We start from the raw sequence: 24,527 nt of genomic DNA on the forward strand, positions 1-24,527 counted from the left end.
ACGCCACGCTGGTGCTGACGGACACAGCGAGCAACTCGTCCTATTTGGGTAAGTTCCGGACATGACGAAGGCCGGAACCGGAACCGCCGTGGCTGCGGACGTGCCCGCTCCCGCGGTACGCCTCCCCCGGCGCCGTGGCATCGAACTCGCCCTCATCGTCGTGGCCGTACTCCTCCCGGTGTACGGCTACTGCGCTGTCGGCCTCGCCCAGCACGGCACCCTCCCGCCCGGTGCCGCCGGCTACGGCGCCGGGCTCGGCGTCCTCGCACTCCTCGCCCATCTGGGGGTACGGCTGCGCGCCCCTTACGCCGATCCCCTGCTGCTCCCCATCGGCGTCCTGCTCAACGGCCTCGGCCTGGTCCTGATCTACCGCCTCGACCTGGAGACCCCTGGCGACCGGGCGGCCCCCGCCCAGCTCGTCTGGTCCACGCTCGGCGTGGGGCTGTTCATCGTGGTCGTCTTCCTCCTGCGCGACCACCGCCTCCTCCAGCGCTACGTGTACGTGTGCGTGGCCGCCGCGCTCGCCCTGCTGACGCTGCCGATCTTCTTCCCGGCGGTGAACGGCGCGCGCATCTGGATCCGCGTCGCCGGGTTCTCCATCCAGCCGGGCGAGTTCGCGAAGGTGCTGCTGGCGGTCTTCTTCGCCGCGTACCTGGCCGCCAACCGCAACGCCCTGGCGTACACCGGCCGCAGGATCTGGCGGCTCCAGCTGCCCACCGGCCGGGTCCTCGGCCCGATCGTCGCGATCTGGCTGCTCAGCGTCGGCGTGCTGATCCTGGAACGCGACCTCGGCACCTCGCTGCTCTTCTTCGGCCTGTTCGTCGTCATGCTCTACGTCGCCACCGGCCGCACCGGCTGGATCGCCGTCGGCCTGCTGCTCGCGGTGCTCGGCGCGGTCGCCGTGGCCCGGCTGGAACCGCATGTGCACGGCCGCATCCAGGACTGGCTGCACCCGTTCGCCACCATCGACGCGGGTCAGGGGCCCAACCAGCTCGCCCAGTCGCTGTTCGCCTTCGCCGAGGGCGGCGTGCTCGGCACCGGCCTGGGCCTCGGCCATTCCATCCTGATCGGCTTCGCCGCCAAGTCGGACTTCATCCTGGCCACGGCGGGCGAGGAACTGGGCCTCGCCGGACTCTCCGCGATCTTCCTGCTCTACGGGCTGCTGGTGGAGCGCGGCTACCGCGCGGGCCTCGCCCTGCGCGACCCGTTCGGCCGGCTCCTCGCGGTCGGCCTCGCCTCCATCGTGGCGCTCCAGGTGTTCGTGATCGCGGGCGGGGTGACCGGGCTGATCCCGCTGACCGGCATGGCGATGCCGTTCCTCGCCCAGGGCGGCTCCTCGGTCGTCACCAACTGGGCGATCGTGGCCCTCCTGATCCGGGTGAGCCATGCGGCCCGCAAACAGTACGACGGGCAGGTGGGCCCATGACCCGGTACATCCGGCACGCCGCCGTCTTCTGCGCCCTGCTCCTGGCGGCGCTGCTGGTCAACGCCGCCCGCATCCAGGTCTTCCAGGCCCCGGCGTACGACGACAACCCCGCCAACCGCCGCCAGTCCATCGCCCGGTACGGCCAGCCGCGCGGCGACATCCTGGTCGGCGGCCGGCCCATCACCGGCTCGAAGGACACCGCGGGCCGGCTCCGCTACGAGCGGACGTACACCGACGGCCCGCTGTACGCCCCGGTCACCGGCTTCGCCTCCCAGGTGTACGGCTCCTCGCTCCTGGAACACACGGAGGACGGGATCCTCTCCGGCACCGACCCGCTGCTGTCGCCGTTCCCGTTGGTGGGCGACCTCACCCGGGCGCGCACCCCGGGCGGCGACGTGGCCACCACCCTCAACGCGGCGGCCCAGCGGGCGGCGTACGCCGGGCTCGGCGCGCGCAAGGGCGCGGTGGCGGCGCTGGAGCCGGCGACCGGCCGCATCCTGGCCCTGGTCTCGACCCCTTCGTACAACCCGGAGTCACTCTCGGGCAACGGCGAGATGGTGGCCCGGTCCTGGGCGCAGCTGAACGAGGACCCGAACAAGCCCATGCTCAACCGGGCGGCACGGCAGACGTATCCGCCGGGCTCCACCTTCAAGGTGGTGACGGCGGCGGCAGCGCTGGACGCGGGCGTGATCCGGAACCTCGACGAGCCGACCGACTCTCCCGCCCCCTACACCCTGCCCGGCACCAGAACAACCCTGACCAACGGGAGCAGGGGTTGCGAGAACGCGCCGCTGCGGGTGGCCTTCGAGTGGTCCTGCAACACGGTGTTCGCCAAGCTGGGCGTGGACGTCGGGGTGGAGGACATGGCGGCCACGGCGGAGGCGTTCGGCTTCAACGACAGGGACCTGCGGATCCCGTACTCGGTCGCGACGAGCACGTTCGACACCACCGTCGACAAGGCGCAGCTGGCCCTCTCCTCCATCGGCCAGTACAACACCCGGGCGACGCCCCTGCAGATGGCGATGGTCGCGGCGGCGGTGGCGAACGGCGGTCAGGTGCGCGAGCCGTATCTGGTGGAGCGGACGACGACGGCGCACGGCGCGACCGTGGCCGGCGCCGGCCCCCGCCCGGTCCGCCAGGCGATGCACCCGTCGACCGCCGTCCGCATGCGCGAACTCATGCGGAACGTGGTCGAGAAGGGCACCGGCATCAACGCGGCGATCCCCGGCGCCACGGTCGGCGGCAAGACCGGCACCGCCCAGCACGGCATCGGCAACTCCGGTACGCCGTACGCGTGGTTCGTCTCCTGGGCGCAGGGCGGGCGGGACCTGGAGCCGAAGGTAGCGGTAGCAGTAGTAGTAGAGGACGCGGCGGCCGACCGGGGCGACATCACCGGGGGCGGGGTTGCGGCGCCGATCGCCAAGGCGGTGATGGAAGCGGTGCTCACGTCGTGAGACGGGCCTGGCTCAGCCGTTCGCCCCCTCCTCGATCGCGTCCCGCACCTCCGCGACCCGCTCCCTCTCCTCCACCGCGAACCGCTCCGCGTCCAGCTTCTCCGCGACCTCCTCGTCCTGGGACATCAACAGGTCCAGGTTGGCGTCACCCAGTTCCAGGACGCCCAGGTCGACGTAGGCCTGCTGGAGGCGCTTGCCCCAGAGACCGATGTCCTTGACGCAGGGGACGATGCGGCTGAAGAGGAGTTTGCGGAAGAGGGCGAGGAACTCGGACTGCTCGCTGTACTCCTCGGCCTCGGTCTTCGGGATGCCGAAATTCTCCAGGACCTCGACACCCCGCAACCGGTCGCGCATGAGGTAACAGCCCTCGATGACGAACTCCTCGCGTTCCCGCAGCTCGGCGTCCGTCAGCTGCTTGTAGTAGTCGCGCAGCGCCATCCGGCCGAAGGCCACATGCCGGGCCTCGTCCTGCATGACGTAGGCGAGGATCTGCTGGGGCAGCGGCTTGTTGGTGGTGTCCCGGATCATCCCGAAGGCGGCCAGGGCCAGCCCCTCGATCAGCACCTGCATCCCGAGGTACGGCATGTCCCAGCGGCTGTCGCGCAGGGTGTCGCCGAGGAGGGACTGGAGGTTGTCGTTGATCGGGTAGAGGAGCCCTATCTTCTCGTGCAGGAAGCGGCCGTATATCTCGGCGTGGCGGGCCTCGTCCATGGTCTGGGTGGCCGAGTAGAACTTGGCGTCCAGGTCGGGCACGGACTCCACGATCCGCGCGGCGCAGATCATCGCGCCCTGTTCGCCGTGCAGGAACTGGCTGAACTGCCAGGAGGCGTAGTGCCGGCGCAGGTCGGCACGGTCCCTCTCGGTGAGCTTCGCCCAGTATGGGGTGCCGTACAGGGACAGTGCCTCGTCGGGGGTACCGAGGGGGTCGTACGGATCGACCTCCAGCTCCCAGTCGATCCGCTTCGCACCGTCCCACTGCTTGTCCTTGCCCTTCTGGTAGAGGGCCAGCAGGCGGTCCCGTCCCTCCTCGTACTCCCAGTTGAAGCGGGCGGCGCCGCTCGCGGGGACCGCCCACTGGGGGCCTTCCGGCGGGGTGACGTACACGTCGAAGGTCGGCATGTCCCGCAGGCTCCCGCGTAGTAGACGCGCGGTCAACAAGTCGCGCACGGAGTATTGACGGGCTTGCTGACAAGCAGTCTCATAAGCAGTGACCCACGGGTAACCGGAACACCGCTCCGTACGACGAGATGGGACTGCCATGACGACCCTGACGGAAGCCGACGCGGTCGAGGGGCTGCGCGACGCGCTCGGCCTGCTCAAGGACCGGGAGCAGGTGGCCGAGCGGCTGCTCGACTCTTCCGCCAAGCACTCCTTCGACCCGGACAAGGAACTGGACTGGGACGCGCCCTTCGAGGAGGGCAAGTGGTTCTGGCCGCCCGAGCTGGTGTCGCTCTACGACACCCCGCTGTGGAAGCGGATGGGCGAGGAGCAGCGGATCCTGCTGTCCCAGCACGAGGCGGCGGCGCTCGCCTCCCTGGGCATCTGGTTCGAGATCATCCTCATGCAGCTGCTCGTCCGGCACATCTACGACAAGGCGGCGACGAGCGCACACGTGCGCTACGCGCTGACCGAGATCGAGGACGAGTGCCGCCACTCGAAGATGTTCGCCCGGCTGATATCCCGCGGCGAGACCCCCTGGTACCCGGTCAGCCGCACCCACCAGCACCTGGGCCGCCTCTTCAAGACCATCTCCACCACGCCGGGCTCCTTCACCGCGACCCTGCTCGGCGAGGAGGTCCTCGACTGGATGCAGCGCCTCACCTTCCCCGACGAGCGCGTCCAGCCGCTGATCCGCGGCGTCACCCGCATCCACGTCGTGGAGGAGGCCCGCCACGTCCGCTACGCCCGCGAGGAACTGCGGCGCCAGATGGTGACGGCGCCGAAATGGTCCCAGGAGTTCACCCGCGTCACCTCCGGCGAGTTCGCCCGCGTGTTCTCCGTCGCCTTCGTCAACCCCGAGGTGTACACCAACGTGGGCCTCGACAAGCGTGAGGCCATGGCCCAGGTCAAGGCGAGCGGCCACCGCCGCGAGATCATGCAGACAGGCGCGAAGCGGCTGACGGACTTCCTGGACGACATCGGCGTACTGCGCGGGGTCGGCCGACGCCTGTGGAAGTCGTCGGGCCTACTGGCGTAGGCGTCCACGGGCCCGCAGCCGCGCACGGCGAGAAGGGGACGTGCCGGGGGGTGCCCGCCCGCAGCGGCCGGCGTCAACGAACAGCACCTCCTGCCCCACGGCAACCGCCGGACCGAGGACGGGCACCCCCCGGCACGGCCCCGCCCCACCCACCGCCCGCAGGCGCTACGCGAACCCCCACCCACCCCCCACAGGCCGCCGCAGGCGTCAAGACCCCCACCGGACCCGCACCCACCCCACCACCGGCAGCCCCCGACTACGCTGCGGGTCATGACCCCCCAGGCCCCCGCCCGCACCTACCGCCGGCTCAGTGTCGAGGAACGGCGCAGCCAGCTGCTCGACGCCGCGCTCTCGCTCTTCGCGCACCGGGCCCCCGAGGACGTCTCGCTGGACGACGTGGCGGAGGCCGCCGGAGTGTCCCGGCCGCTGGTGTACCGCTACTTCCCCGGCGGCAAGCAGCAGCTGTACGAGGCCGCCCTGCGCTCCGCCGCCGAGGCGCTCCAGGGCTGCTTCGACGAGCCGCGCGAGGGCCCGCTGCTCCCCCGCCTGGCCCGGGCCCTCGACCGCTATCTGACCTTCGTCGACGAGCACGACGCGGGCTTCGCCGCCCTCCTCCAGGGCGGCAGCGTGGTCGAGACCTCCCGTACGACGGCCATCGTGGACGGCGTACGGCGCGCCGCGGCCGAGCACATCTTCCGCCACCTGGGCGTCGAGGGGCCCGGCCCCCGACTCCGCATGACCGTCCGGATGTGGATCACGGCCGTCGAGGCGGCCTCCCTGATGTGGCTGGACGACGACAAGCGCCCGCCCGTCGAGGAGCTGCGGGACTGGCTGGTGGACCAGTTCGTCGCGGTGCTGTCGGTGACCGCCGCGCGGGACGACCAGACCGCGGCGGTGGTGCACGCCCTCACCTCGGCGGATGGCTGACACTGGTGCCGTGAAGAGCGAAGACACCCCCTTCGAGGGCGGGCCGATGGACGGCCGGACACTGCCCGTACTGCTGGGGATCACCGGGCATCCGCCCAAGACCTACCGCATCCCCGTCCCCGACCCGGCGGGCGGCCCGCCGACCGTACTGGTCTACCGCAGGGTGTCGCGCGGCCAGGCCCGGCTGACCCAGCGCTGGAAGTACGTCCACGATCCGGCGGGTGACCAGGGCGGCCGCGGCCCGAAGTGGCCGTGGTCGAAGCCGAAGCCGTCCTCCGGCCCCGGTGCCACGCCGGGCGGCAACCGGGACGACGCCGACGGGTGACGCGGTTACGCCATCCCGAGCACGCCCGGCGCGCGGACCGCGCGAACCCGCCGGATGCTCACGGTGCGGCGCGGAGACTCCGCCCCGCATCGGAGGTGATGACGTGTCAGGAAGGCTTCTGCGACTGGTCTGTACGGCGGCCGTGACGGTCTGCGCCACCCTCACGCCCGGCCCGGCGACCGCCGCACCCGAACCCGAGCCGCCCCAGGACCGCAGCGTCGCCGAACTACTGACGGACCTTCAGCGGCTGTACCAGGAGGCCGAACAGGCGACCGAGACCTACAACGCCACCGAGGAGAAGCTGCGCAGGCAGCGCGCCGAGGTCGCCCGCCTCGACCGCGCCCTGGCCCGCGCCCGCCTCTCCCTGCACGACAGCCGAGGGGCCGCAGGCCGCCTGGCCCGCCACCAGTACCAGACCAGCACCGACATCTCCCCCTACGCACGCCTCCTCATGGCCCGCGATCTGCAGCACGCCCTCGACCAGGGCCATGTGATCGGCCAGTTGGCCCGGGAGCGCGCCGAGACGGTCGGCCGCCTGACCGGCACCGAGCGCAAGGCCGACGAACTGGCCCGCCGCGCCCGCAAGGCCCTCGACACCCAACTCGCCCTCGCGGAACGGCAGAAGAAGGAGCGCGACGCCGTACGCGAGCGCCTCGGCGACGTCGAGGAACTACTGGCCTCCCTCACCGCCGAGCAGCTGACCGCGCTCGCCGACTTCGAGAACAAGGGGATCGAGAAGGCGCAGCGGGACCTGGTGACCTCCGGCGCACTGGGCGACGACGCCAAGCCGTCCGACGAGGGCGACCGGGCCCTGCGCTACGCCATGCGGCAGGTCGGCAAGCCGTACGAGTGGGGCGCGGAGGGCCCGAAGACCTACGACTGCTCGGGCCTGACCTCGGAGGCCTGGGCCGCCGCCGGCACCCGCATCCCCCGCACCAGCCAGGAACAGTGGGCCCGGCTCCCGAGAGTCCCGCTACGCGCCCTGCGCCCCGGCGACCTGGTCATCTACCACCCCAAGGCCACCCACGTGGCGATGTACGCGGGCGAGGGCAAGGTGGTCCACGCCCCTCGCCCCGGCGAGAAGGTCAAGCTCTCGCCGATCGCCGGCAACCCGATCCTGGGAGCGGTACGCCCGGGTGAGCGCCGCTAAGGGGGCGGCATGCCGGGAAGCCGAACCGTGACGAGGAGGCCGCCGGCGGGGCGGGCGACGAGGTCGAGGGTCCCGTCGTGGGCGCGGACGACGCTGTGCACGATGGCAAGGCCGAGGCCGACGCCGGCGTGCTCGTCGGTGCGTACGCGTTCCGTTCCGCGCCGGAAGGGTTCGGTGAGGGTCGGCACCAGTTCCGGTGGGAGCGGATGACCCGTGTTCTCGACCCGCAGCACGCTCGCGTCGCTCTGTGCTTCGGTGTGGACCGTCACGGTGCCGCCGGCGGAGAGGTTGTGGACGATGGCGTTCTGGACGAGGTTCGTCACCATCCGCAGCAAAAGCTCCGCCGAGCCGCTGGTCCGTGCCGCTCCGCCGGTGACGTCGAGCGTGATCCCGCGCTGTTCGGCGAAGGGAAGCAGGGTTTCGGCGGCCTCTTCAGCGACGAGGGAGAGGTCGACGCTCTCGCGCGTGAAGTTCCCGCGGTCGCTGCGGCTGAGCAGCAGGAGGGCCTCGGTGAGATCGATCGCGCGCGTGTTGACGGCCCGCAGGCGGGCGAAGAGCTCGTCCTGGTCCCGCGTGGGATCCCTGCGGGCGACGTCGAGCAGCGTCTGCGAGATGGCCAGCGGGGTGCGCAGTTCGTGGGAGGCGTTCGCGGCGAACCGCTGCTGCTCGGCGACGTGCGACTCGAGCTGTTCGAGCATGGTGTCGAACGTGTCGGCGAGTTCACGGAATTCGTCCTGCCGGCCTGCCATGCGGATCCGGTGGGACAGCGATCCGTTCCCTGCCATCCGTGCGGCTGCCGTGATCCGGGTGAGCGGTGCGAGCATCCGTCCGGCGAGAATCCACCCTCCGACGAGGCCGAACACGAGCAGGAAGGCCATCGCCAGGGCCGCGGCGGGGACGAAGGTGCGCACGAGGAGGTAGCGGTTGGGCGCGATCCCGAGAAGACCCTGGGGCTTGTCGGGTACGTAGCGCAGCACGAACCCCCACACCACGGCCAGCAGCAGAGCGCCGGCGACGGCGAGGAACCCGGCGTAGCTGAGGGTGAGCTTCAGCCGGACGCTGAGCCCTGGACGCCTACGCATGCGTACTGCCGGGTCGGCTGGTGCCGGGGCCGGTGTCGGGGCCGGTGTCGATGCGATAGCCGACACCCGGCACCGTGGCGATGATCCCGGGTTCGCCGAGCCGTTTGCGCAACGCGGAGACGGTGATGCGGACGGCGTTGGTGAAGGGGTCGGCGTTCTCGTCCCAGGCCCGTTCCAGCAGCTCTTCGGCGCTGACGACCCCGCCTTCGGCGGCGACGAGGACTTCGAGCACGGCGAACTGCTTGCGGGTGAGCGCGACGTAGCGTCCGTCGCGGAACACCTCCCGGCGGAAGGGGTCGACGCGCAGGCCCGCGATCTCGCGGACCGGGGGCCGGGCGTACGCGCGCCTGCGGTCGAGCGCCCTCAGCCGCAGGACGAGCTCCCGCAGCTCGAACGGTTTGGTGAGGTAGTCGTCGGCACCGAGCGCGAACCCGGACGCCTTGTCGTCGATCCGGTCGGCGGCGGTGAGCATGAGGATCGGGATGCCGCTGCCGGAGGCGACGATGCGCCGGGCGACCTCGTCGCCGGAGGGGCCGGGGATGTCGCGGTCGAGGACCGCGAGGTCGTAGGAGTGGACGCTCAGCAGCTCCAGAGCGGAGTCGCCGTCCCCGGCGATGTCGGCGGCGATCGCTTCCAGCCGGAGACCGTCACGCACGGCTTCGGCCAGGTAGGGCTCGTCCTCCACGATCAGTACGCGCATGTCCGAAGCCTAGGCAGCACCACATATCGCCGACGTATGCGGCGCTTTTGCCGTAGTACGCCACCAACGGCGCGACGCCAGCGCGGCCAGCACGGCGCCGGCGGCGTTGACCAGGACGTCGTCCACGGAGGACACCCGGTCAAGACGCAGGACGTACTGTGCGGTTTCGACCAGGGCCGAGCAGCCCGCCCCGAGCGCCAGGATCCGCGGCACGGACGCCAGCGCCGCGAACCGCATCGGGGCGAAGAACCCCAGCGCCGCGAAGACCAGCAGGTTGCCGACGATGCCGAGCGTCCCCATCGTGACCAGGTCCCGCAGCGGTACCAGGCTCACCCGGGCGGGGACGGTGCCGGCACCGCCGCCCGGCATCAGGGTCATCCACAGGAACGGCACCGTCCCGTGGACCATGCCCACCTCGGCCAGCGACATCCGCCACGGCGCGGTGGTGCCGGCCGCCCGCCGACGCCGCGCCAGGGCCCACACCGCCAACGCGGCCAACGGCAGCGCGACCAACGTCATGAGCACTACACCGTTGAACGTACCGAAGCAGCCGTGCCACCGCCCGGCCATGCACATCGGAGCGGACATCATGAGCGGCCGCCGCACGACGAACGCGGCGGCCGCCACGCCGAGGATCGCCAGGCCGAGGAGCACGATGCCGCGCGTGCGGCGGGGCGGTGCCGACAGGGACGCGTTGTGGTTCATGCCCCCATTGGAGACGGAGGGCCGTTGCGCCGGCGTATGCGATTCTCGATACGCCCGCGATACCCGGAATCCCCGACGACGACCGCCGGACCGCTGGTCGGAGGCCCGTCAGGCTCCCGTGACCGAGGACAGGTACGCCTGGGTCTTCTCCGGCTCGTAGAAGAAGTTCTCGAAATCCGCAGGATCGTTGAACGCATTGGCGAAACGATCCGCCACCGGCTGAAGCTGCCCGGCGGCGCCGATGAGGTTCAGGATGTGCTCGGGCGGCGGAGCCAGCATCGCGTTGGTCCACTTGGTGACGTGCTGGGCCGTGGCCCAGTAGCGGTCGAACGTGGCCTGCATCCACTCCTCGTCGAACGGCTTGTCACCGTGTTCGAGGATGGCCGCCAGATACGCCGCCGCGCACTTGGACGCCGAGTTGGAGCCCTGCCCGGTGATCGGGTCGTTGGCGACGACCACGTCGGCCACGCCGAGGACCAGACCGCCGCCGGGGAGGCGGCCGATCGGGTTGCGGACCGTGGGCGCGTAGCGGCCGGCCAGCGTGCCGCCCGCGTCCGTCAGCTCGACCTTGGTGGCCCGCGCGTACTCCCAGGGCGTGAACTTCTCCATGAGTTCCAGAGTCAGGGAGAGGTGTTCCGCCGGGTCCTTGACGCCCTGGAAGACGTCGAGCGGGCCGCCGGGTATGCCCTCCCAGAACAGGATGTCGGCGCGGCCGGAGGTGGTGAGCGTCGGCATGACGAACAGCTCGCCGACTCCGGGCACCAGGTTGCAGCGGACCGCGTCGAACTCCGGGTGCTCCGGGCGCGGGCCGAGGCCGTGGACGTAGGCCACCGCGAGGGCGCGCTGCGGCTCGGCGTAGGGAGAGCGCTCGGGGTCCCGGGCGAACATCTGCACCAGCTCGCCCTTGCCCGCCGCGACCAGCACCAGGTCGTACGTACGGGAGAAGTAGTCGAGGTCGCCGACCGCCGCGCCGTGGATGACGAGCTGGCCGCCGCGCTGCGCGAAGGTCTCCATCCAGCCGGCCATCTTCACCCGCTGGTCGACCGACTGCGCGTACCCGTCGAGCCTGCCCACCCAGTCGATCGCGCGCTGTGTCGGGCCCGGGTCGTGCGAGCCGGGCGCCGCCACGGAGACGCCGAGTCCCTCGATCTTCGGGGCCTGGGACTCCCAGAAGTTCAGCTGGAGGTCGCGCTCGTGCTGGAGTGCCGTGTGGAACATGCACTGCGTCGACATGACCCGGCCGGAGCGGATCTCGTCCGCGGTCCGGTTCGACATCAGGGTGACCTCGTAGCCGTGCGACTGGAGGCCGAGGGCGATCTGGAGGCCGGACTGGCCGGCCCCTACGACGAGTATCTTCCGCATGCGGAAATGTCTCTCCTAGGTGGGCTACTCGGGGGTTTCCTCGAGCGCGTGGGCCACGAGGGCGAGGAGCGTCTCGATCACCGAGATCCGGCGCCGCGCGTCCATGATCATGACAGGTATGTGCGGGGGAATCGTGAGGGCTTCGCGGACGTCCTCGGGATCGAACAGCTCGCTGCCGTCGAAGTGGTTGACCGCGACGACGTACGGCAGTCCACAGCTCTCGAAGTAGTCCAGTGCCGGGAAGCAGTCCTTCAGACGGCGGGTGTCGGCCATCACCACCGCCCCGATCGCGCCGCGCACCAGGTCGTCCCACATGAACCAGAACCGCTGCTGGCCCGGCGTGCCGAACAGGTAGAGCACCAGGTCGTCGTCGAGCGTGATGCGGCCGAAGTCCATGGCCACGGTGGTGGTCAGCTTGCCGGGCGTGGCGGTGAGGTCGTCGGTCTCCTCGCTGGCCTCGGTCATCAGGGCCTCGGTCTGCAGCGGGGTGATCTCCGAGACGGAGGTGACCAGCGTGGTCTTGCCGACGCCGAAGCCGCCCGCCACCACGATCTTCGTGGCGACGGGGGCGCGGGTGCGGTCCGTCTGCCAGGGCTGTACGGGCCCCTCGTCGTCGAGGAGCGGGGAGACGCCGCGAGCGGCATCAGAGACGACGGAGTCCACTCAGCACCCTTTCCAGCAGCGCTCGGTTCGGGCGGCCCGTGCCGTGCCCGGTACCGGTTCCGTACACCCGGATCTTTCCCTGGTCCGCGAGGTCGCTGAGGAGCACGCGGACCACGCCGAGCGGCATCCTCAGCAGCGCGGCGATCTCGGCCACCGTGCGCATCCGGCGGCACAGTTCGACGATGGCCCGCATCTCCGGCATCACCCGGGTGGTGAGGGAACCATTCGTCAGTTCCTTCCGCTGCTCGGCGGCGTCCAGCGCGGCCGTGGAAGCCACGAACGTCTCGACCAGCAGGACGTGCCCGAAGCGGGTACGGCCGCCGGTGAGCGAGTAGGGGCGGACGCGGGCGGGCTTGCGGTCGCCGCCGCGCACCGGGAGCTGCGATTTGGGTGTACTCATCGGGCACTCCCCGTCGACTCGGACTCCAGGGATTTCCGTAGCTCGCTGCGCAGTTCGGGGGTCAGCACATGGCCGGCGCGGCCGACGAAGAGCGCCATGTGGTACGCCACCACGCTCATGTCGCAGTCCGCGGAGCCGTGCACCCCGAGCAGCGAGCCGTCGCTGATCGACATCACGAACAGGCTGCCCTCGTCCATCGCGACCATGGTGTGCTTCACCCCGCCGAACTCCAGCAGCCGGGCGGCGCCGATGGTGAGGCTGCCGATGCCGGAGACGATGGTGGCCAGGTCGGCGGAGGAGCCGCGCGGGCCGGCGGGGCGGCCGGCGCGGGGGGCGCGGGCGGCCTCGTTCCGCCCGGGGTCGGACGAGAGCAGCAGCAGTCCGTCGGAGGAGACCACCGCGACGGAGAGGATGCCGGGCACCTCCTCGACGAGGTTGGTCAGCAGCCAGTGCAGGTTGCGGGCTTCACTGCTCAGTCCGAAGGTACTGGGCGCGGTCAACTGCTTGCCTCCTCGACTGTGCCCCCCGTGGCTTCTTCGGCTTGTGCGTGTCCTGCGGTCGTGCGGTGGTGAGGTGCGGGGACGTCCGGCGTCCTGGTCTGGGCCGTCTGCTCGGCGATCTCCGCCTCGACATCACGGCGCCCGGCCTCCGCCCCCCGGCGGAAGCCGCCCAGCCGGCGGCGCAGTGCCTCGGCGTCGACGCCCTCGGTACGCTGCCGGGGCGCCGCCGCGGGCGCGGTGATCTTCGGGGTGCGCTTGGGCAGCCCCTTGTCGGTGAGCTGGTCCTCGCCCTCGTCGGGAGCGCGGTCGTGCGTGTCGGGGCCGATGGCGTAGGGGTCGGCGGGGGCCTCCGGCGTCTTCGTGGCGGGCCGCTCGGGTTCGGGTTCCGGCTCCGGCTCGGCGGCGGGCTCCGGGATGAGCAGCTCCATGGTGGTCTCGGCGGGGGCCTCCGCGGCGGGCACCGCCTCGGACTCGGGCTCGCCGTCCGACTCGGGCTCGTCGCCCGGCTCCGGCTCCCGCTCCCGCTCCGACTCCGGCTCCTGCTGCGGCTCCGGTTCTACGTCGCTCCCGGCCTGCTCCTCCGGCCGTACGTCCGCCTCGACGCCGGCCGCGGCGTCCGCGGCGGCCTCCTCCTGCCGTACGGCCTTCTCCGCGAGCGCGACCAGCGGGTCGGTGTGCTTGGCGCGGCCGGGCAGGACGTTGGAGTTGGCCTCGGCGTCCGCGCCGGGGAGGGAGAAGGTGAGGGTGCCGTCCGGGGAGGGCGAGGCGCTGGGCACGGCGGCCGGCCCGGCCTCGGCGAGCAGCGGCTGCGGCAGCACCACGACCGCCGCGACGCCGCCCTGCTTCTGCTCCCGCAGCTGGACCCGCACTCCGAGCCGGTGGGCGAGCCGGGCGACGACGTACAGGCCCAGCCCGAGCCCGTCGTCGCCCTCCTGGTCGTACGCGGCCTCGGGGTCGAAGTCGGCGAGCCGGGCGTTGAGCCGGGTCATCCGCTCCTCGGTCATGCCGATACCGCCGTCCTGCACGGAGAGCATGACCTCGCCGTTCTCCAGCAGCCAGCCGGAGACCTCGACGGGCACGTCGGGCGGGGAGAACGAGGTGGCGTTCTCCATCAGCTCGGCGAGCAGGTGGGAGAGGTCGTCGGCGGCGAACCCGGCGATGTGGGCGTGCGGCGGCAGCGCGGAGATCCGGACCCGCTCGTAGCGCTCGATCTCGCTGACCGCCGCCCGGGCGACGTCGACCAGCGGGACGGGTCCGTGGTGCTGCTGGACGTGCTCGGTACCGGCCAGGACGAGCAGGTTCTCGCTGTGCCGGCGCATCACGGTGGCGAAGTGGTCGAGCTTGAACAGGGTGGAGAGCCGGTCCGGGTCCTGCTCGCGCTCCTCCAGCTGCTCGATCACGGCGAGCTGACGTTCGACCAGACCGAGCGTGCGCAGCGCCAGGCTGACGAACGTACCGCCGATGCTGGTGCGCACCCGCTCCAACTGGGCGGTCGACTCCGCCAGTTCCGCGCGCAGCTGCTCGCGGGCGTCGGCCATCTTCTGCCGCTGCCCGACCAGGTGCTTGCGGTCGGCCTCCAGCGTGGCGACCCGCTCGTGCAGGGCGACGGCCTGCGCGTGCAGGGCGTTGACGGAGCGAACGACGCGGGCGAACTCGTCGTTGCGCCCGGTGAACTTGACCGGTTCCTCGGCGGCCGGGTCGGCGGCCTCGGCGAGCCGGGCGGAGCCGATGCGCAGCACGGCGAGCGGTCGGGTGAGGGTGCGCGCCATGGCGGTGGCGATGCCGACGGCGAGCAGGAGCAGCGCGCCGAGGAGGGCGATCCGGATCTCCAGCTCGGTGACGTCGTCGTCGCGCAGCGCCTCCAGGTCCTTGGTGCGGCGGTCGTAGAGCGCGGACTCGACGCCGCGCATCGCGTCGACGCGGGCGGAGAGCGCGGCGTTCAGCTTCGCGGCGTCGGTGGCGAGTTCGGTGTCGGAGAGGGTCGGCTGGTCGGTGAGGGCGGCGAGGTACTTCTCGGCGGAGTTGACCTCGGGGCCGGTGACCGTGGAGTCGTACGAGGTGCGGGCGGCCTTGGGCGCGGTCTCCCGGAAGTCCGCCAGGGCCGCGTCGGAGCGCAGCCGGGCCTGCTGGGCGGCGGCGGTGAGCGCGGCGCGCTGCCGGGCGTCGGCCTGGGAGGAGGTGGTGGCGGTGGTGGGCACGCCGGTGACGGGGTCGATGACCGTCTGGGTGGTGCGCGGCACGTTGAGCGCGGCGAGCAGCAGGCCGCGGGCGGCGGCGGACTGCTGGACGGCGGAGTCGAGTTCGGCGAGGGCGTACGCTCCGGCGCCCGCGCGGGGCGGGAGCTGTTCGGCCAGGTCCTCGGCGAGCCGGTGGAGTTCGGCGATGGCGTCGGAGTACGCCTGGTGCGCTTCGAGAGCGGTGCTCTTTCCGGTGAGCGCCGCTCTGCGGACGGCCGCGATACCGTCCAGGTCCTTCAGCACCGACGCCGGGGTGTCACTGTCCGCGCGCAGCTCCTCCACCTGCCGGTCGACCCGGGCGGAGCGCTGCTCGGAGGGCGCCTTGGACTTGGGGCGGCCGGCCGCGACGTACGAGATCACCTCGTCGCGCTCGTCGGCGAGCGCGTGGGCGAGGGCGAGGGCGTCCTGGGTCTGCTCGGAGAGCGTCACCAGTTCCTGGGTGTCGTGGGCCTGTCCCGCGGCGGCGAGCACGGAGGGGGTGCCCGCACCGGCGATCGCGGCGGCCACCACGGCGACGGCCACGATGAGGCGGTTGCGTACGCGGGTGGGGCGGCCCTTGCCGACGGGAGTGTGCTCCGCTGCCCCCTCGGGGGCCGTCTGCCTGTCTGTGCGCCGAGGCCGCTTCTTCTGCACCGGTGCTCGCATTCCTGACTCGTGTACCCGTGGACCCGGGTGACGCTCCGTCAACTGGTGCGTACTCCCGGTACAGTTCCCGACCCTCCCAGTGCCGGTGGGCAGGGGACGTGCATCGTCTGACCCGCCACCCGAAGGAGTGAACATCGGACCGGAGTTGGCGGGCAAGTTCCTCTGGCGCGTGCGACAGCCTTGCGCGGCGGGCCGGTTGGACGTCTGCCGCAGGCTTTGGCAGGATTCGCCGCCACGCCTTCCCGGAGTGCGCCATTCCATCCCAAACCCGGCTCCTGACCTGCGACGGTTCGATGATTCGGCGACCGATGCCAGCCTTTCGCGGACCTTGTGAAGGGCTCGTGCAGACTGACCGGATGCGTACGGAACTTGTCTCGGTGGCGGGCGATCCCGCGCGCCCCAACGAGGACTTCGCCGGTGTCGGACTTCCCGCCTCCGGACAGGGCGGTTGTCTGGTCGTCCTGGACGGCGTGACCCCGCCGCGGGGCGGAACCGGCTGTCTGCATTCCGTCCCCTGGTACACCGCGCGCCTGGGCGGGGCGCTGACCGAACTGACCGTTTCACTCCCGGATGTTCCGCTGGCGGACGCACTGGCCCGCGCGATCGCACGTACCTCCGAAGCCCACACCGAAACCTGTGACCTTTCTCACCCACGCACCCCACAGGCAACGGTGGTCCTGGCCCGCTGGACGGAGGAGACCGTCGAGTACCTGGTCCTGTCCGACTCCGCCCTGCTCCTCGAATCCCCCGACGGCGCGGTCACCCCCGTCCTCGACGACCGCCTCACCCGCCTCCCCCGCGCGGCCCTCACCTCCGACACCGCCATCGACGCCACCCTGCGCAACAAGGAGGGCGGCTTCTTCACCGCCGCCGCGGACCCGGCGGTCGCCGCCCGCGCGGTGACGGGCACCGTCCCGCGCGCGTCGGTCGCCTCCCTGACCGCCCTCACCGACGGCGCCACCCGCTGGACGGAGAAGTTCCGGGAAGGCGACTGGACCGACCTCCACAGCGCGATCCGCAAGAACGGCCCCCAGTGGCTGATCGACCGGGTGCGCACCCTGGAGGAGGCGGACCGGGAGCAGCGGACGCGCCTGGGCCGCGGCAAGACGCACGACGACGCGACGGTGGTGTTCGTGGAGTTCTGAGTGAAGTTCTGAGTTCTGAGTGGGCTTCCGAGCGGAGTCCCGAGTAGCGCCCGAGGCCGGCACCCCCGCTCCCACCAGCGGAAACAGCACCCGGAGCCAGTGATCGCTGACAGCGAACAAGGGCCTGGGAACATTCAAGCTCTTCCGCGCATTGAGTCGGCATAACTCAACTTGACTGCCGAAGGGGAGATCATGGCTGCTGAGTCCACGGCGTTCACACCGCTCACCCTGCCTGTGCTGCCGCTCGACGACGAGGTCGTGCTGCCCGGGATGGTGGTTCCGCTGGACCTCAATGACGCCGATGTACGGGCCGCGGTGGAAGCCGCTCAGGCGGCCGCGCGGTCGGAGCCGGGCAAGCCCAGGGTCCTCCTGGTGCCCCGCGTCGACGGGACCTACGCGAGCACCGGTGTGCTCGGCACCGTCGAGCAGGTCGGCCGGCTGGCGGACGGTGACCCGGGCGCCCTGATCCGCGGGCGTGGGCGGGTGAAGATCGGCGCCGGGACGACCGGGCCGGGCGCCGCCCTGTGGGTCGAGGGCACGCGGATCGACGAGAGCGTGCCCGACCCGCTGCCGGGGCACGTCACCGAGCTGGTCAAGGAGTACAAGGCCCTCGCCACCGCCTGGCTGAAGAAGCGCGGCGCCTGGCAGGTGGTCGACCGGGTGCAGGCGATCGACGACGTCTCCGCGCTCGCCGACAACTCCGGTTACTCCCCGTTCCTCACCACCGAGCAGAAGGTCGAGCTGCTGGAGACCGCCGACCCGGTCGCCCGCCTCAGGCTCGCCACCCAGCAGTTGCGCGACCACCTCGCCGAGCAGGACGTCGCCGAGACCATCGCCAAGGACGTCCAGGAGGGCGTCGACAAGCAGCAGCGCGAGTTCCTGCTGCGCCGTCAGCTGGAGGCGGTCCGCAAGGAGCTGCGCGAGCTGAACGGCGAGAAGGAGGGCGAGGAGTCCGACGACTACCGCGCCCGCGTCGAGGCCGCCGACCTGCCCGAGAAGGTCCGCGAGGCCGCCCTCAAGGAGGTCGACAAGCTGGAGCGGGCGAGCGACCAGTCCCCCGAGGGCTCCTGGATCCGCACCTGGCTGGACACCGTCCTCGAACTCCCGTGGAACGAGCGGACCGAGGACGCGTACGACATCCAGGGCGCCAAGGCGATCCTGGACGCCGAGCACGCCGGCCTGGAGGACGTGAAGGAGCGGATCACCGAGTACCTGGCGGTGCGCAAGCGCCGCGGCGAGCGCGGCCTCGGCGTCGTCGGTGGACGGCGCGGCGGTGCCGTCCTGGCCCTGGTGGGCCCGCCCGGCGTCGGCAAGACCAGCCTCGGCGAGTCCGTCGCGCACGCCATGGGGCGCAAGTTCGTCCGCGTCGCCCTCGGCGGTGTCCGCGACGAGGCGGAGATCCGCGGCCACCGGCGCACGTACGTCGGCGCGCTGCCCGGCCGGATCGTCCGCGCCATCAAGGAGGCCGGTTCGATGAACCCGGTCGTCCTGCTGGACGAGATCGACAAGGTCGGCTCCGACTTCCGCGGCGACCCGGCCGCGGCGCTCCTCGAAGTCCTCGACCCCGCCCAGAACCACACCTTCCGCGACCACTACCTGGAGGTCGAACTCGACCTGTCGGACGTCGTCTTCCTGGCCACGGCCAACGTCCTGGAGGCCATCCCCGAGGCCCTGCTCGACCGGATGGAACTGGTCCGGCTGGACGGCTACACCGAGGACGAGAAGGTCGTCATCGCCCGTGACCACCTGGTGCCGCGCCAGCTGGAGCGCGCCGGGCTCGGCGCGGACGAGGTGACCATCGACGAGAGCGCGCTGCGCAAGCTGGCCGGTGAGTACACGCGCGAGGCCGGCGTACGCAATCTGGAGCGGTCCGTCGCCCGGCTGCTGCGCAAGGTCGCCGCACAGCACGAACTGGGCGAGCGGGAGCTGCCGTTCACCATCACCGACGCCGATCTGCGCGGCCTGATCGGCCGCCCGCACCATGTGCCGGAGTCGGCCCAGGACCCGGCCGAGCGCCGTACGTCCGTCCCGGGCGTGGCGACGGGCCTGGCGGTGACCGGCGCGGGCGGTGACGTCCTCTACGTGGAGGCGTCGCTGGCCGACCCGGAGACGGGCGCGGCGGGCCTGACCCTCACCGGCCAGCTGGGCGACGTGATGAAGGAGAGCGCACAGATCGCCCTGTCCTTCCTCCGCTCCCACGGCGCCGAGCTGGAACTCCCGGTCGCCGACCTGAAGGACCGGGGCGTGCACATCCACTTCCCGGCGGGCGCGGTCCCGAAGGACGGCCCGAGCGCCGGCATCACGATGACGACGGCCCTGGCGTCCCTCCTCTCCGGCCGCCTGGTCCGCACCGACGTGGCCATGACCGGCGAGGTCTCCCTGACCGGCCGGGTCCTGCCCATCGGCGGCGTGAAGCAGAAGCTGCTCGCCGCGCACCGCGCGGGCGTCACCACGGTGATCATCCCCAAGCGCAACGAGCCCGACCTGGACGACGTCCCCGCCGAGGTGCTGGACAAGCTCGACGTCCACACCGTCACCGACGTCCGCCAGGTCCTGGAGCTGGCCCTGACGCCGGCCACGAGCGGCGCGGCGCCGGAGGTTCCGGTCGCGGCGTGACGGACGCGTCCGGACAACAGAAGGCCCGGGTCCCGTGAGGGAGGCCCGGGCCTTCGCCATGGGCGCGTGGGCGGGCCCTAACCCCTACTCCGTGTGGTGTCAAGTCCCGAAACTTCGGAACATGACCCTTTTGCCCCGATTCGGCCTACTGGAAGTGCGGCCCCACCGGAAAGACCGGACAAGGCGAAGGGCCCTCGGAGAGTAGGACGAACCCATGACGCACACGAAGGAAAACAAGCCGGAGATCCGTCAGAAGCGCGGAATCCGTCTCGCGACGGTCGTGGCCTCGGTCGCGGTGGCCGCCGGCGGGATGTTCCTCTCGGGGGGCGCGGCCTCGGCGGCCCCGATGCCCGCATCGTCGGCCGTGAGCTCGGTCGCCACGCACAGCGACCACGGGCACTGGGAGAAGCACTGCAAGTGGCACAAGCACCACAAGCACGGCCACTGGCACAAGCACTGCAAGTGGGTCAAGGTCCACGACCACCACGATCACCATGACCACCACGACCACCACAAGAAGGACCACCACAAGAAGGACAAGCACGACGACTGATCCGTACCGACGCGATGCCCCGCCGTCCCTCGACCGGCGGGGCATCGCCGTGTCCGTGGGGCTATCCGAGGGCGAGCGCCTGCAGTCGGTCGTACGCGCCGTTGAACCTGTTGTGGTCTCCCACGGTCGGGCCCGTGGAGGTGTACTGCCACATCGTGTAGTACGCCCACCCCGCCGGCAGCTCCCCCACCGTCGACGCGTACCGCGCGATCCACAGCGGGTTGTACTGGGCGAATCCGGCGTAGTTGCCGGTGCACTGCTTCCACCAGCTGGTGGCGGTGTAGATGACGGCGTCGCGGCCGGTGCGGGCCTTGTAGGTGTTCAGGAAGTCGCGGATCCAGGAGACCATCGCGGTCTGCGACTTGCCGTAGCAGGCGGCGCCGTAGGGGTTCCACTCGATGTCGAGGGCACCGGGGAGGGTCTTGCCGTCGCGGGACCAGCCGCCGCCGTTGTCGACGAAGTAGTTGGCCTGGGTGGCGCCGCTGGTGGTGTCGGGGGTGGCGAAGTGGTAGGCGCCACGGATCATGCCCACGTTGTACGAGCCGTTGTACTGCTGCGCGAAGTACGGGTTCTTGTAGTACGTGCCTTCCGTGGCCTTCACGTAGGCCCACTTCACCCCGCTGTTCCACAGGGTCGTCCAGGCGACGTTGCCCTGGTGGCTGCTGACGTCCACGCCTTCGGTCTGGGTGGCGTCACCGGGGGTGGGCGTGCCGTGCACGCCGTCGTGGGCCGGCACGCCCATGCCCATGTAGGCGGTGCCGCGGGCGGGGGTGTCGGCGGCGGACGACGGGACGGTGAAGAGGAGGGAGAAGGCGGCGAGCAGGATGCCGGCGACGGTCAGACGGCGCCGGCGTCGGGTCGTTCCGGATCTGTGCACGGGCATGACGTGCCTCCGAAGACTGAAGACTCGATGAGGGGGTGCTCGGTGGGGGGAACACGGTGGGGTGGACGTCATCGTCCGGTACTGGCGTGGGCATGCCAGTAATTGCCTGGTAAAGAAGCTACGCACGCAGAAGTGCGGGTGGGAAGAGGGACCGGTTGCCGCCGTTGGTCTACGCCTGCGAAATACTGGCGGAGCTGCGGCGATGGTTGCCTTTGGCAGGAACTTTCAGGATCGGGAAACCGGATCAGGGGTGCTGACGTGCACGAGGACGGAAACGGCGGCGGACACGGAGGCGAATCCGCGGCGTCGCCGAGTGGTGTGGACCAGGAGTACCTGGCCCTGGAGCGGGAGCTGACGGTGCTGATGCGCCGGGCCCGCGCCAAGCAGGGCGAGATGGCCCGCGCGGTCCACCCCGACCTGGAGTCGGCGGCGTACGGCCTGCTCGTACGGCTGGACGAGTGCGGCCGGCAGCGCGCCACCGAGCTGGCGGCCTACATCGGCGTCGGCAAGGCCACCATGTCCCGTCAGCTGCGCGCCCTGGAGGACCTGGGCCTGGTGGCCCGCGAGCCGGACCCGGCCGACGGCCGCGCCTGGCTGGTGCACCTCACCGAGGAGGGCCGCCGCCGGGTGCAGCGGGTGCGGGAGGCCCGCCGGGCCCGCTACGTCAGCCAGCTCGCCCACTGGGACCGCCGCGAGGTGGCGGAACTGGCCCGACTGCTGCAGCAGCTCAACCGCGGCATGGAGAAGTAGCCCCCGGTCGGTAATTCCGCCGACGGGCCGTCAGCGAAGTGCCAGGATGGACGGATGTCCACCGCTTACGACATTCCTGAGGTGCTGGACCGCCGCGAGGGCCCCTACGGCGAGGTCGTGCTGCGCCGGCACGGTGATGTGCTGCAGATCATCGCGAACGGCTGCTTCCTGATGGACACCTCCGACGGCCGTTCGGAACGGCGGCTGGTCGACGCGGCGCTGGCCGCGCTCGACGAGCGGCCGGCGCCCCGGCTGCTGATCGGCGGACTGGGGGTCGGCTTCTCGCTCGCACACGCCGCGAACGCCCGCTGGGGGCGGATCACGGTCGTGGAGCGCGAGCCCGCCGTCATCGACTGGCATCGCGGCGGACCCCTTTCCGACCTGTCCCGGAAGGCTCTGTCCGATCCCCGCACCGAGATCGTCGAGGCTGATCTCGTCAGTTTCGTCAATGAGACATCCGCCACGTATGACGCGCTGTGCCTGGACATCGACAACGGGCCCGGATGGACCGTCACGGAAGGCAACGACGGACTGTACGAACCGGCCGGACTGGCAAGCTGCGCAAGGGTGTTGAGTCCCGGCGGGGTGCTCGCGGTATGGTCCGCGGAACCCTCCCCGGAATTCGAAGAAACCTTGTGGAATGCCGGATTCCAGCATGTGCGTACCGAAGAGATCCCCGTTGCCCGGGGCGTTCCGGACGTCGTGCACCTCGGCGTCCGACCTGGATAGCAAAGGCGCGGTGACTCCCCGTACGCTGCTTCCCTGACGCGGATCATTCAAGCGTCAATCGCAGTCATGCGCAGACATGGGATCACCCCACTGATTCCGGAAAGCACACTTTTGGGGCGGGCGATGGAGCAGACACAGACCTCCCACAACGGCACGGCGACGACCACTCCGGGCGCGCAGCGCCGGGTCCTGGTGGTCGAGGACGACCCGACGATCGTCGACGCCATCGCGGCCCGCCTGCGCGCCGAGGGATTCCTGGTGCAAACGGCCGGCGACGGTCCGGCGGCGGTCGACACGGCGGAGGCCTGGCAGCCCGACCTGCTGATTCTCGACATCATGCTGCCGGGCTTCGACGGGCTGGAGGTGTGCCGCCGGGTGCAGGCCCAGCGGCCCGTCCCGGTCCTGATGCTCACCGCGCGCGACGACGAGACCGACATGCTGGTCGGGCTCGGCGTCGGCGCCGACGACTACATGACCAAGCCGTTCTCCATGCGGGAGCTGGCCGCCCGCGTGCATGTGCTGCTGCGCCGGGTGGAGCGGGCCGCGCTGGCCGCCTCCACGCCGCGCAGCGGCATCCTGCGCCTCGGCGAACTGGAGATCGACCACGCGCAGCGCCGGGTGCGGGTGAAGTCGGAGGACGTGCATCTGACGCCCACCGAGTTCGATCTGCTGGTGTGCCTGGCGAACACCCCGCGCGCGGTGCTCTCCCGTGAGCAGCTGCTCGCCGAGGTGTGGGACTGGGCGGACGCCTCCGGCACCCGCACGGTCGACAGCCACATCAAGGCGCTGCGCCGGAAGATCGGCGCCGAGCGGATCCGCACGGTGCACGGCGTGGGCTACGCCCTGGAGACCCCGACGCCATGAGCGACGGGCGGAGAGCCGCACGGAGGAGCCCCGGGGAGCCCTGGGGCGGCCTACGCCCGTTCTCGATCAAGACCAAGCTGGGGGCGCTGGTCGTCATCTCGGTGCTGATCACCACCGGTCTGATGATGGTGGCCATGCGCACCGAGACCGAACTGCGCTTCATCACGGTCTTCTCGATGATCGCCACGCTGCTGATCACGCAGTTCGTGGCGCACTCGCTCACCGCGCCGCTGGACGAGATGAACGCGGTGGCCCGCTCCATCTCGCAGGGCGACTACAGCCGCCGGGTGCGCGAGAACCGGCGGGACGAGCTGGGCGACCTGGCCCAGACGATCAATGTCATGGCGGACGAGCTGGAGGCGCAGGACCGCCAGCGCAAGGAGCTGGTCGCCAACGTCTCGCACGAGCTGCGCACCCCCATCGCGGGTCTGCGCGCGGTGCTGGAGAACGTCGTCGACGGCATCGCCGAGGCCGACCCCGAGACCATGCGTACGGCGCTGAAGCAGACCGAGCGCCTGGGGCGGCTGGTGGAGACGCTGCTGGACCTGTCCCGGCTGGACAACGGCGTCGTCCCGCTGAAGAAGCGGCGGTTCGAGGTGTGGCCGTATCTGTCGGGCGTGCTGAAGGAGGCCAACATGGTCGCCTCGGCGCGCGCGGGCATCGCCTCCGGCTCCGGCAGCCACACCCGTACCGACGTCCATCTGCATCTCGACGTCTCCCCGCCGGAGCTGACCGCGCACGCCGACCCGGAGCGCATCCACCAGGTGGTCGCCAACCTGATCGACAACGCGGTCAAGCACAGCCCGCCGCACGGCCGGGTGACGGTGAAGGCGCGGCGCGGGGCCCAGCCGGAGTCGCTGGAGCTGGAGGTGCTGGACGAGGGCCCGGGCATTCCGCGTTCGGAGTGGCACCGGGTGTTCGAGCGGTTCAACCGGGGTGTGGTCAGCCGGCCGCACGGCCCTGGCAGCGACGGCGGCACGGGTCTGGGTCTGGCGATCGCGCGCTGGGCGGTGGATCTGCACGGCGGCCGGATCGGGGTGGCCGAATCCGAGCGGGGTTGCCGGATTCTTGTCACCCTTCCGGGACTGCCATCCCTGCCAAGTTGACGTAAGGTTCGAAGCGGAGCCACAAGATCCACGGACGTCCGCACTGACGGACACGTGTGATCAGGGAAGGGTCCGCGCCTCCTGCCGCGCCGGGCCCGTCTCGTCGTA

Annotated in this window: 23 protein-coding genes; 13 read left to right on the top strand and 10 right to left on the bottom strand. The window is 71.2% G+C overall.

Annotated features, from left to right (window positions below):
• Nucleotides 1–61 precede the first annotated feature (61 nt).
• Entirely contained in the window at nucleotides 62–1,426 is a 1,365-nt protein-coding gene (locus ACZ42A_RS32585) for an FtsW/RodA/SpoVE family cell cycle protein (protein ID WP_468530904.1), read from the top strand.
• Entirely contained in the window at nucleotides 1,423–2,880 is a 1,458-nt protein-coding gene (locus tag ACZ42A_RS32590; protein WP_468530905.1) for a penicillin-binding transpeptidase domain-containing protein, read from the top strand. Before ACZ42A_RS32585 ends, ACZ42A_RS32590 begins: the two co-directional genes overlap by 4 nt.
• A 12-nt stretch (nucleotides 2,881–2,892) precedes the next feature.
• Here the strand turns inward: ACZ42A_RS32590 and ACZ42A_RS32595 are convergent, their stop codons facing one another.
• Nucleotides 2,893–3,999 (bottom strand): ferritin-like domain-containing protein, encoded by a 1,107-nt coding sequence (locus tag ACZ42A_RS32595; RefSeq protein ID WP_468530906.1) that lies wholly within the window; start codon nucleotides 3,997–3,999, stop codon nucleotides 2,893–2,895.
• Between the two features lie 139 nt (nucleotides 4,000–4,138).
• Between ACZ42A_RS32595 and ACZ42A_RS32600 the strand changes: the two genes are divergently transcribed.
• From ACZ42A_RS32600 to ACZ42A_RS32615, 4 genes are all read left to right on the top strand, one after another.
• A complete protein-coding gene (locus ACZ42A_RS32600; protein WP_468530907.1) occupies nucleotides 4,139–5,077 on the top strand; it encodes an AurF N-oxygenase family protein in 939 nt (312 codons plus the stop codon).
• A gap of 270 nt (nucleotides 5,078–5,347) precedes the next feature.
• Nucleotides 5,348–6,004 carry a TetR/AcrR family transcriptional regulator gene (locus ACZ42A_RS32605; RefSeq protein WP_468530908.1) on the top strand — a complete coding sequence of 219 codons (657 nt, stop codon included), beginning with the start codon at nucleotides 5,348–5,350 and terminating at the stop codon, nucleotides 6,002–6,004.
• A gap of 10 nt (nucleotides 6,005–6,014) precedes the next feature.
• Nucleotides 6,015–6,329: a hypothetical protein gene (locus ACZ42A_RS32610; RefSeq protein ID WP_468530909.1), complete on the top strand. Its 315-nt coding sequence runs from the start codon at nucleotides 6,015–6,017 to the stop codon at nucleotides 6,327–6,329.
• A gap of 103 nt (nucleotides 6,330–6,432) precedes the next feature.
• Nucleotides 6,433–7,479, top strand: coding sequence for a C40 family peptidase (locus ACZ42A_RS32615; RefSeq protein WP_468530910.1), 1,047 nt, complete (start codon nucleotides 6,433–6,435; stop codon nucleotides 7,477–7,479).
• Here ACZ42A_RS32615 and ACZ42A_RS32620 read toward each other — a convergent pair.
• The 8 genes from ACZ42A_RS32620 to ACZ42A_RS32655 form a co-directional block, all read right to left on the bottom strand.
• The gene (locus ACZ42A_RS32620; RefSeq protein ID WP_468530911.1) at nucleotides 7,476–8,561 is read right to left on the bottom strand and encodes a sensor histidine kinase; all 1,086 of its coding nucleotides are present in this window, start codon (nucleotides 8,559–8,561) and stop codon (nucleotides 7,476–7,478) included. The genes ACZ42A_RS32615 and ACZ42A_RS32620 overlap by 4 nt on opposite strands.
• On the bottom strand, nucleotides 8,554–9,261 hold the full coding sequence (locus ACZ42A_RS32625; protein WP_468530912.1) for a response regulator transcription factor: 708 nt from the start codon (nucleotides 9,259–9,261) through the stop codon (nucleotides 8,554–8,556). The genes ACZ42A_RS32620 and ACZ42A_RS32625 overlap by 8 nt, the downstream gene beginning before the upstream one ends.
• Before the next feature lie 9 nt (nucleotides 9,262–9,270).
• On the bottom strand, nucleotides 9,271–9,966 hold the full coding sequence (locus ACZ42A_RS32630) for a VanZ family protein (RefSeq protein ID WP_468530913.1): 696 nt from the start codon (nucleotides 9,964–9,966) through the stop codon (nucleotides 9,271–9,273).
• A gap of 108 nt (nucleotides 9,967–10,074) precedes the next feature.
• Nucleotides 10,075–11,328, bottom strand: coding sequence for a styrene monooxygenase/indole monooxygenase family protein (locus ACZ42A_RS32635; RefSeq protein WP_468530914.1), 1,254 nt, complete (start codon nucleotides 11,326–11,328; stop codon nucleotides 10,075–10,077).
• A gap of 24 nt (nucleotides 11,329–11,352) precedes the next feature.
• Nucleotides 11,353–11,991 carry a GTP-binding protein gene (locus tag ACZ42A_RS32640; protein WP_468530915.1) on the bottom strand — a complete coding sequence of 213 codons (639 nt, stop codon included), beginning with the start codon at nucleotides 11,989–11,991 and terminating at the stop codon, nucleotides 11,353–11,355.
• Nucleotides 11,972–12,391 carry a DUF742 domain-containing protein gene (locus ACZ42A_RS32645; RefSeq protein WP_468530916.1) on the bottom strand — a complete coding sequence of 140 codons (420 nt, stop codon included), beginning with the start codon at nucleotides 12,389–12,391 and terminating at the stop codon, nucleotides 11,972–11,974. The genes ACZ42A_RS32640 and ACZ42A_RS32645 overlap by 20 nt, the downstream gene beginning before the upstream one ends.
• Complete coding sequence (locus tag ACZ42A_RS32650) at nucleotides 12,388–12,891, bottom strand: roadblock/LC7 domain-containing protein (protein WP_468530917.1); 504 nt, start codon at nucleotides 12,889–12,891, stop codon at nucleotides 12,388–12,390. The genes ACZ42A_RS32645 and ACZ42A_RS32650 overlap by 4 nt, the downstream gene beginning before the upstream one ends.
• Nucleotides 12,888–15,773 carry a sensor histidine kinase gene (locus ACZ42A_RS32655; protein WP_468530918.1) on the bottom strand — a complete coding sequence of 962 codons (2,886 nt, stop codon included), beginning with the start codon at nucleotides 15,771–15,773 and terminating at the stop codon, nucleotides 12,888–12,890. Before ACZ42A_RS32655 ends, ACZ42A_RS32650 begins: the two co-directional genes overlap by 4 nt.
• 356 nt (nucleotides 15,774–16,129) lie before the next feature.
• Here ACZ42A_RS32655 and ACZ42A_RS32660 point away from each other — a divergent pair, with 356 nt between their 5' ends.
• The 3 genes from ACZ42A_RS32660 to ACZ42A_RS32670 all read left to right on the top strand — a co-directional run bounded on the left by ACZ42A_RS32660 (nucleotide 16,130) and on the right by ACZ42A_RS32670 (nucleotide 20,087).
• Nucleotides 16,130–16,918 (top strand): protein phosphatase 2C domain-containing protein, encoded by a 789-nt coding sequence (locus ACZ42A_RS32660; RefSeq protein WP_468530919.1) that lies wholly within the window; start codon nucleotides 16,130–16,132, stop codon nucleotides 16,916–16,918.
• Nucleotides 16,919–17,110: 192 nt separating this feature from the next.
• Entirely contained in the window at nucleotides 17,111–19,534 is a 2,424-nt protein-coding gene (lon, locus tag ACZ42A_RS32665) for an endopeptidase La (protein WP_468530920.1), read from the top strand.
• 214 nt (nucleotides 19,535–19,748) lie between these two features.
• Nucleotides 19,749–20,087, top strand: coding sequence for a hypothetical protein (locus ACZ42A_RS32670; RefSeq protein ID WP_468530921.1), 339 nt, complete (start codon nucleotides 19,749–19,751; stop codon nucleotides 20,085–20,087).
• Nucleotides 20,088–20,148: 61 nt separating this feature from the next.
• Here ACZ42A_RS32670 and ACZ42A_RS32675 read toward each other — a convergent pair whose 3' ends face one another.
• Entirely contained in the window at nucleotides 20,149–20,970 is an 822-nt protein-coding gene (locus ACZ42A_RS32675; protein WP_468530922.1) for a lysozyme, read from the bottom strand.
• 258 nt (nucleotides 20,971–21,228) lie between these two features.
• Here ACZ42A_RS32675 and ACZ42A_RS32680 point away from each other — a divergent pair, with 258 nt between their 5' ends.
• From ACZ42A_RS32680 to ACZ42A_RS32695, 4 genes are all read left to right on the top strand, one after another.
• Entirely contained in the window at nucleotides 21,229–21,720 is a 492-nt protein-coding gene (locus ACZ42A_RS32680) for a MarR family winged helix-turn-helix transcriptional regulator (protein WP_468530923.1), read from the top strand.
• Nucleotides 21,721–21,774: 54 nt separating this feature from the next.
• Entirely contained in the window at nucleotides 21,775–22,449 is a 675-nt protein-coding gene (locus ACZ42A_RS32685; protein WP_468530924.1) for a spermine/spermidine synthase domain-containing protein, read from the top strand.
• 123 nt (nucleotides 22,450–22,572) lie between these two features.
• Nucleotides 22,573–23,313, top strand: a complete 741-nt coding sequence (locus tag ACZ42A_RS32690; protein WP_468530925.1) for a response regulator transcription factor — start codon at nucleotides 22,573–22,575, stop codon at nucleotides 23,311–23,313.
• The gene (locus ACZ42A_RS32695) at nucleotides 23,310–24,419 is read left to right on the top strand and encodes a sensor histidine kinase (RefSeq protein ID WP_468530926.1); all 1,110 of its coding nucleotides are present in this window, start codon (nucleotides 23,310–23,312) and stop codon (nucleotides 24,417–24,419) included. The genes ACZ42A_RS32690 and ACZ42A_RS32695 overlap by 4 nt, the downstream gene beginning before the upstream one ends.
• The last annotated feature ends 108 nt before the right edge of the window (nucleotides 24,420–24,527 follow it).

It is taken from the genome of Streptomyces sp. NPDC030838 (assembly GCF_055572035.1).

Bases quoted from the DNA above. Each gene is read 5' to 3' on its own strand.
- ACZ42A_RS32630 (WP_468530913.1), bottom strand. From the start codon at position 9,966: ATGAACCACAACGCGTCCCTGTCGGCACCGCCCCGCCGCACGCGCGGC.
- ACZ42A_RS32675 (WP_468530922.1), bottom strand. From the start codon at position 20,970: ATGCCCGTGCACAGATCCGGAACGACCCGACGCCGGCGCCGTCTGACC.
- ACZ42A_RS32620 (WP_468530911.1), bottom strand. From the start codon at position 8,561: ATGCGTAGGCGTCCAGGGCTCAGCGTCCGGCTGAAGCTCACCCTCAGC.
- ACZ42A_RS32685 (WP_468530924.1), top strand. From the start codon at position 21,775: ATGTCCACCGCTTACGACATTCCTGAGGTGCTGGACCGCCGCGAGGGC.
- lon (WP_468530920.1), top strand. From the start codon at position 17,111: ATGGCTGCTGAGTCCACGGCGTTCACACCGCTCACCCTGCCTGTGCTG.
- ACZ42A_RS32695 (WP_468530926.1), top strand. From the start codon at position 23,310: ATGAGCGACGGGCGGAGAGCCGCACGGAGGAGCCCCGGGGAGCCCTGG.
- ACZ42A_RS32605 (WP_468530908.1), top strand. From the start codon at position 5,348: ATGACCCCCCAGGCCCCCGCCCGCACCTACCGCCGGCTCAGTGTCGAG.
- ACZ42A_RS32595 (WP_468530906.1), bottom strand. From the start codon at position 3,999: ATGCCGACCTTCGACGTGTACGTCACCCCGCCGGAAGGCCCCCAGTGG.
- ACZ42A_RS32690 (WP_468530925.1), top strand. From the start codon at position 22,573: ATGGAGCAGACACAGACCTCCCACAACGGCACGGCGACGACCACTCCG.
- ACZ42A_RS32585 (WP_468530904.1), top strand. From the start codon at position 62: ATGACGAAGGCCGGAACCGGAACCGCCGTGGCTGCGGACGTGCCCGCT.
- ACZ42A_RS32625 (WP_468530912.1), bottom strand. From the start codon at position 9,261: ATGCGCGTACTGATCGTGGAGGACGAGCCCTACCTGGCCGAAGCCGTG.
- ACZ42A_RS32645 (WP_468530916.1), bottom strand. From the start codon at position 12,391: ATGAGTACACCCAAATCGCAGCTCCCGGTGCGCGGCGGCGACCGCAAG.
- ACZ42A_RS32655 (WP_468530918.1), bottom strand. From the start codon at position 15,773: ATGCGAGCACCGGTGCAGAAGAAGCGGCCTCGGCGCACAGACAGGCAG.
- ACZ42A_RS32670 (WP_468530921.1), top strand. From the start codon at position 19,749: ATGACGCACACGAAGGAAAACAAGCCGGAGATCCGTCAGAAGCGCGGA.
- ACZ42A_RS32635 (WP_468530914.1), bottom strand. From the start codon at position 11,328: ATGCGGAAGATACTCGTCGTAGGGGCCGGCCAGTCCGGCCTCCAGATC.
- ACZ42A_RS32590 (WP_468530905.1), top strand. From the start codon at position 1,423: ATGACCCGGTACATCCGGCACGCCGCCGTCTTCTGCGCCCTGCTCCTG.
- ACZ42A_RS32660 (WP_468530919.1), top strand. From the start codon at position 16,130: ATGCGTACGGAACTTGTCTCGGTGGCGGGCGATCCCGCGCGCCCCAAC.
- ACZ42A_RS32600 (WP_468530907.1), top strand. From the start codon at position 4,139: ATGACGACCCTGACGGAAGCCGACGCGGTCGAGGGGCTGCGCGACGCG.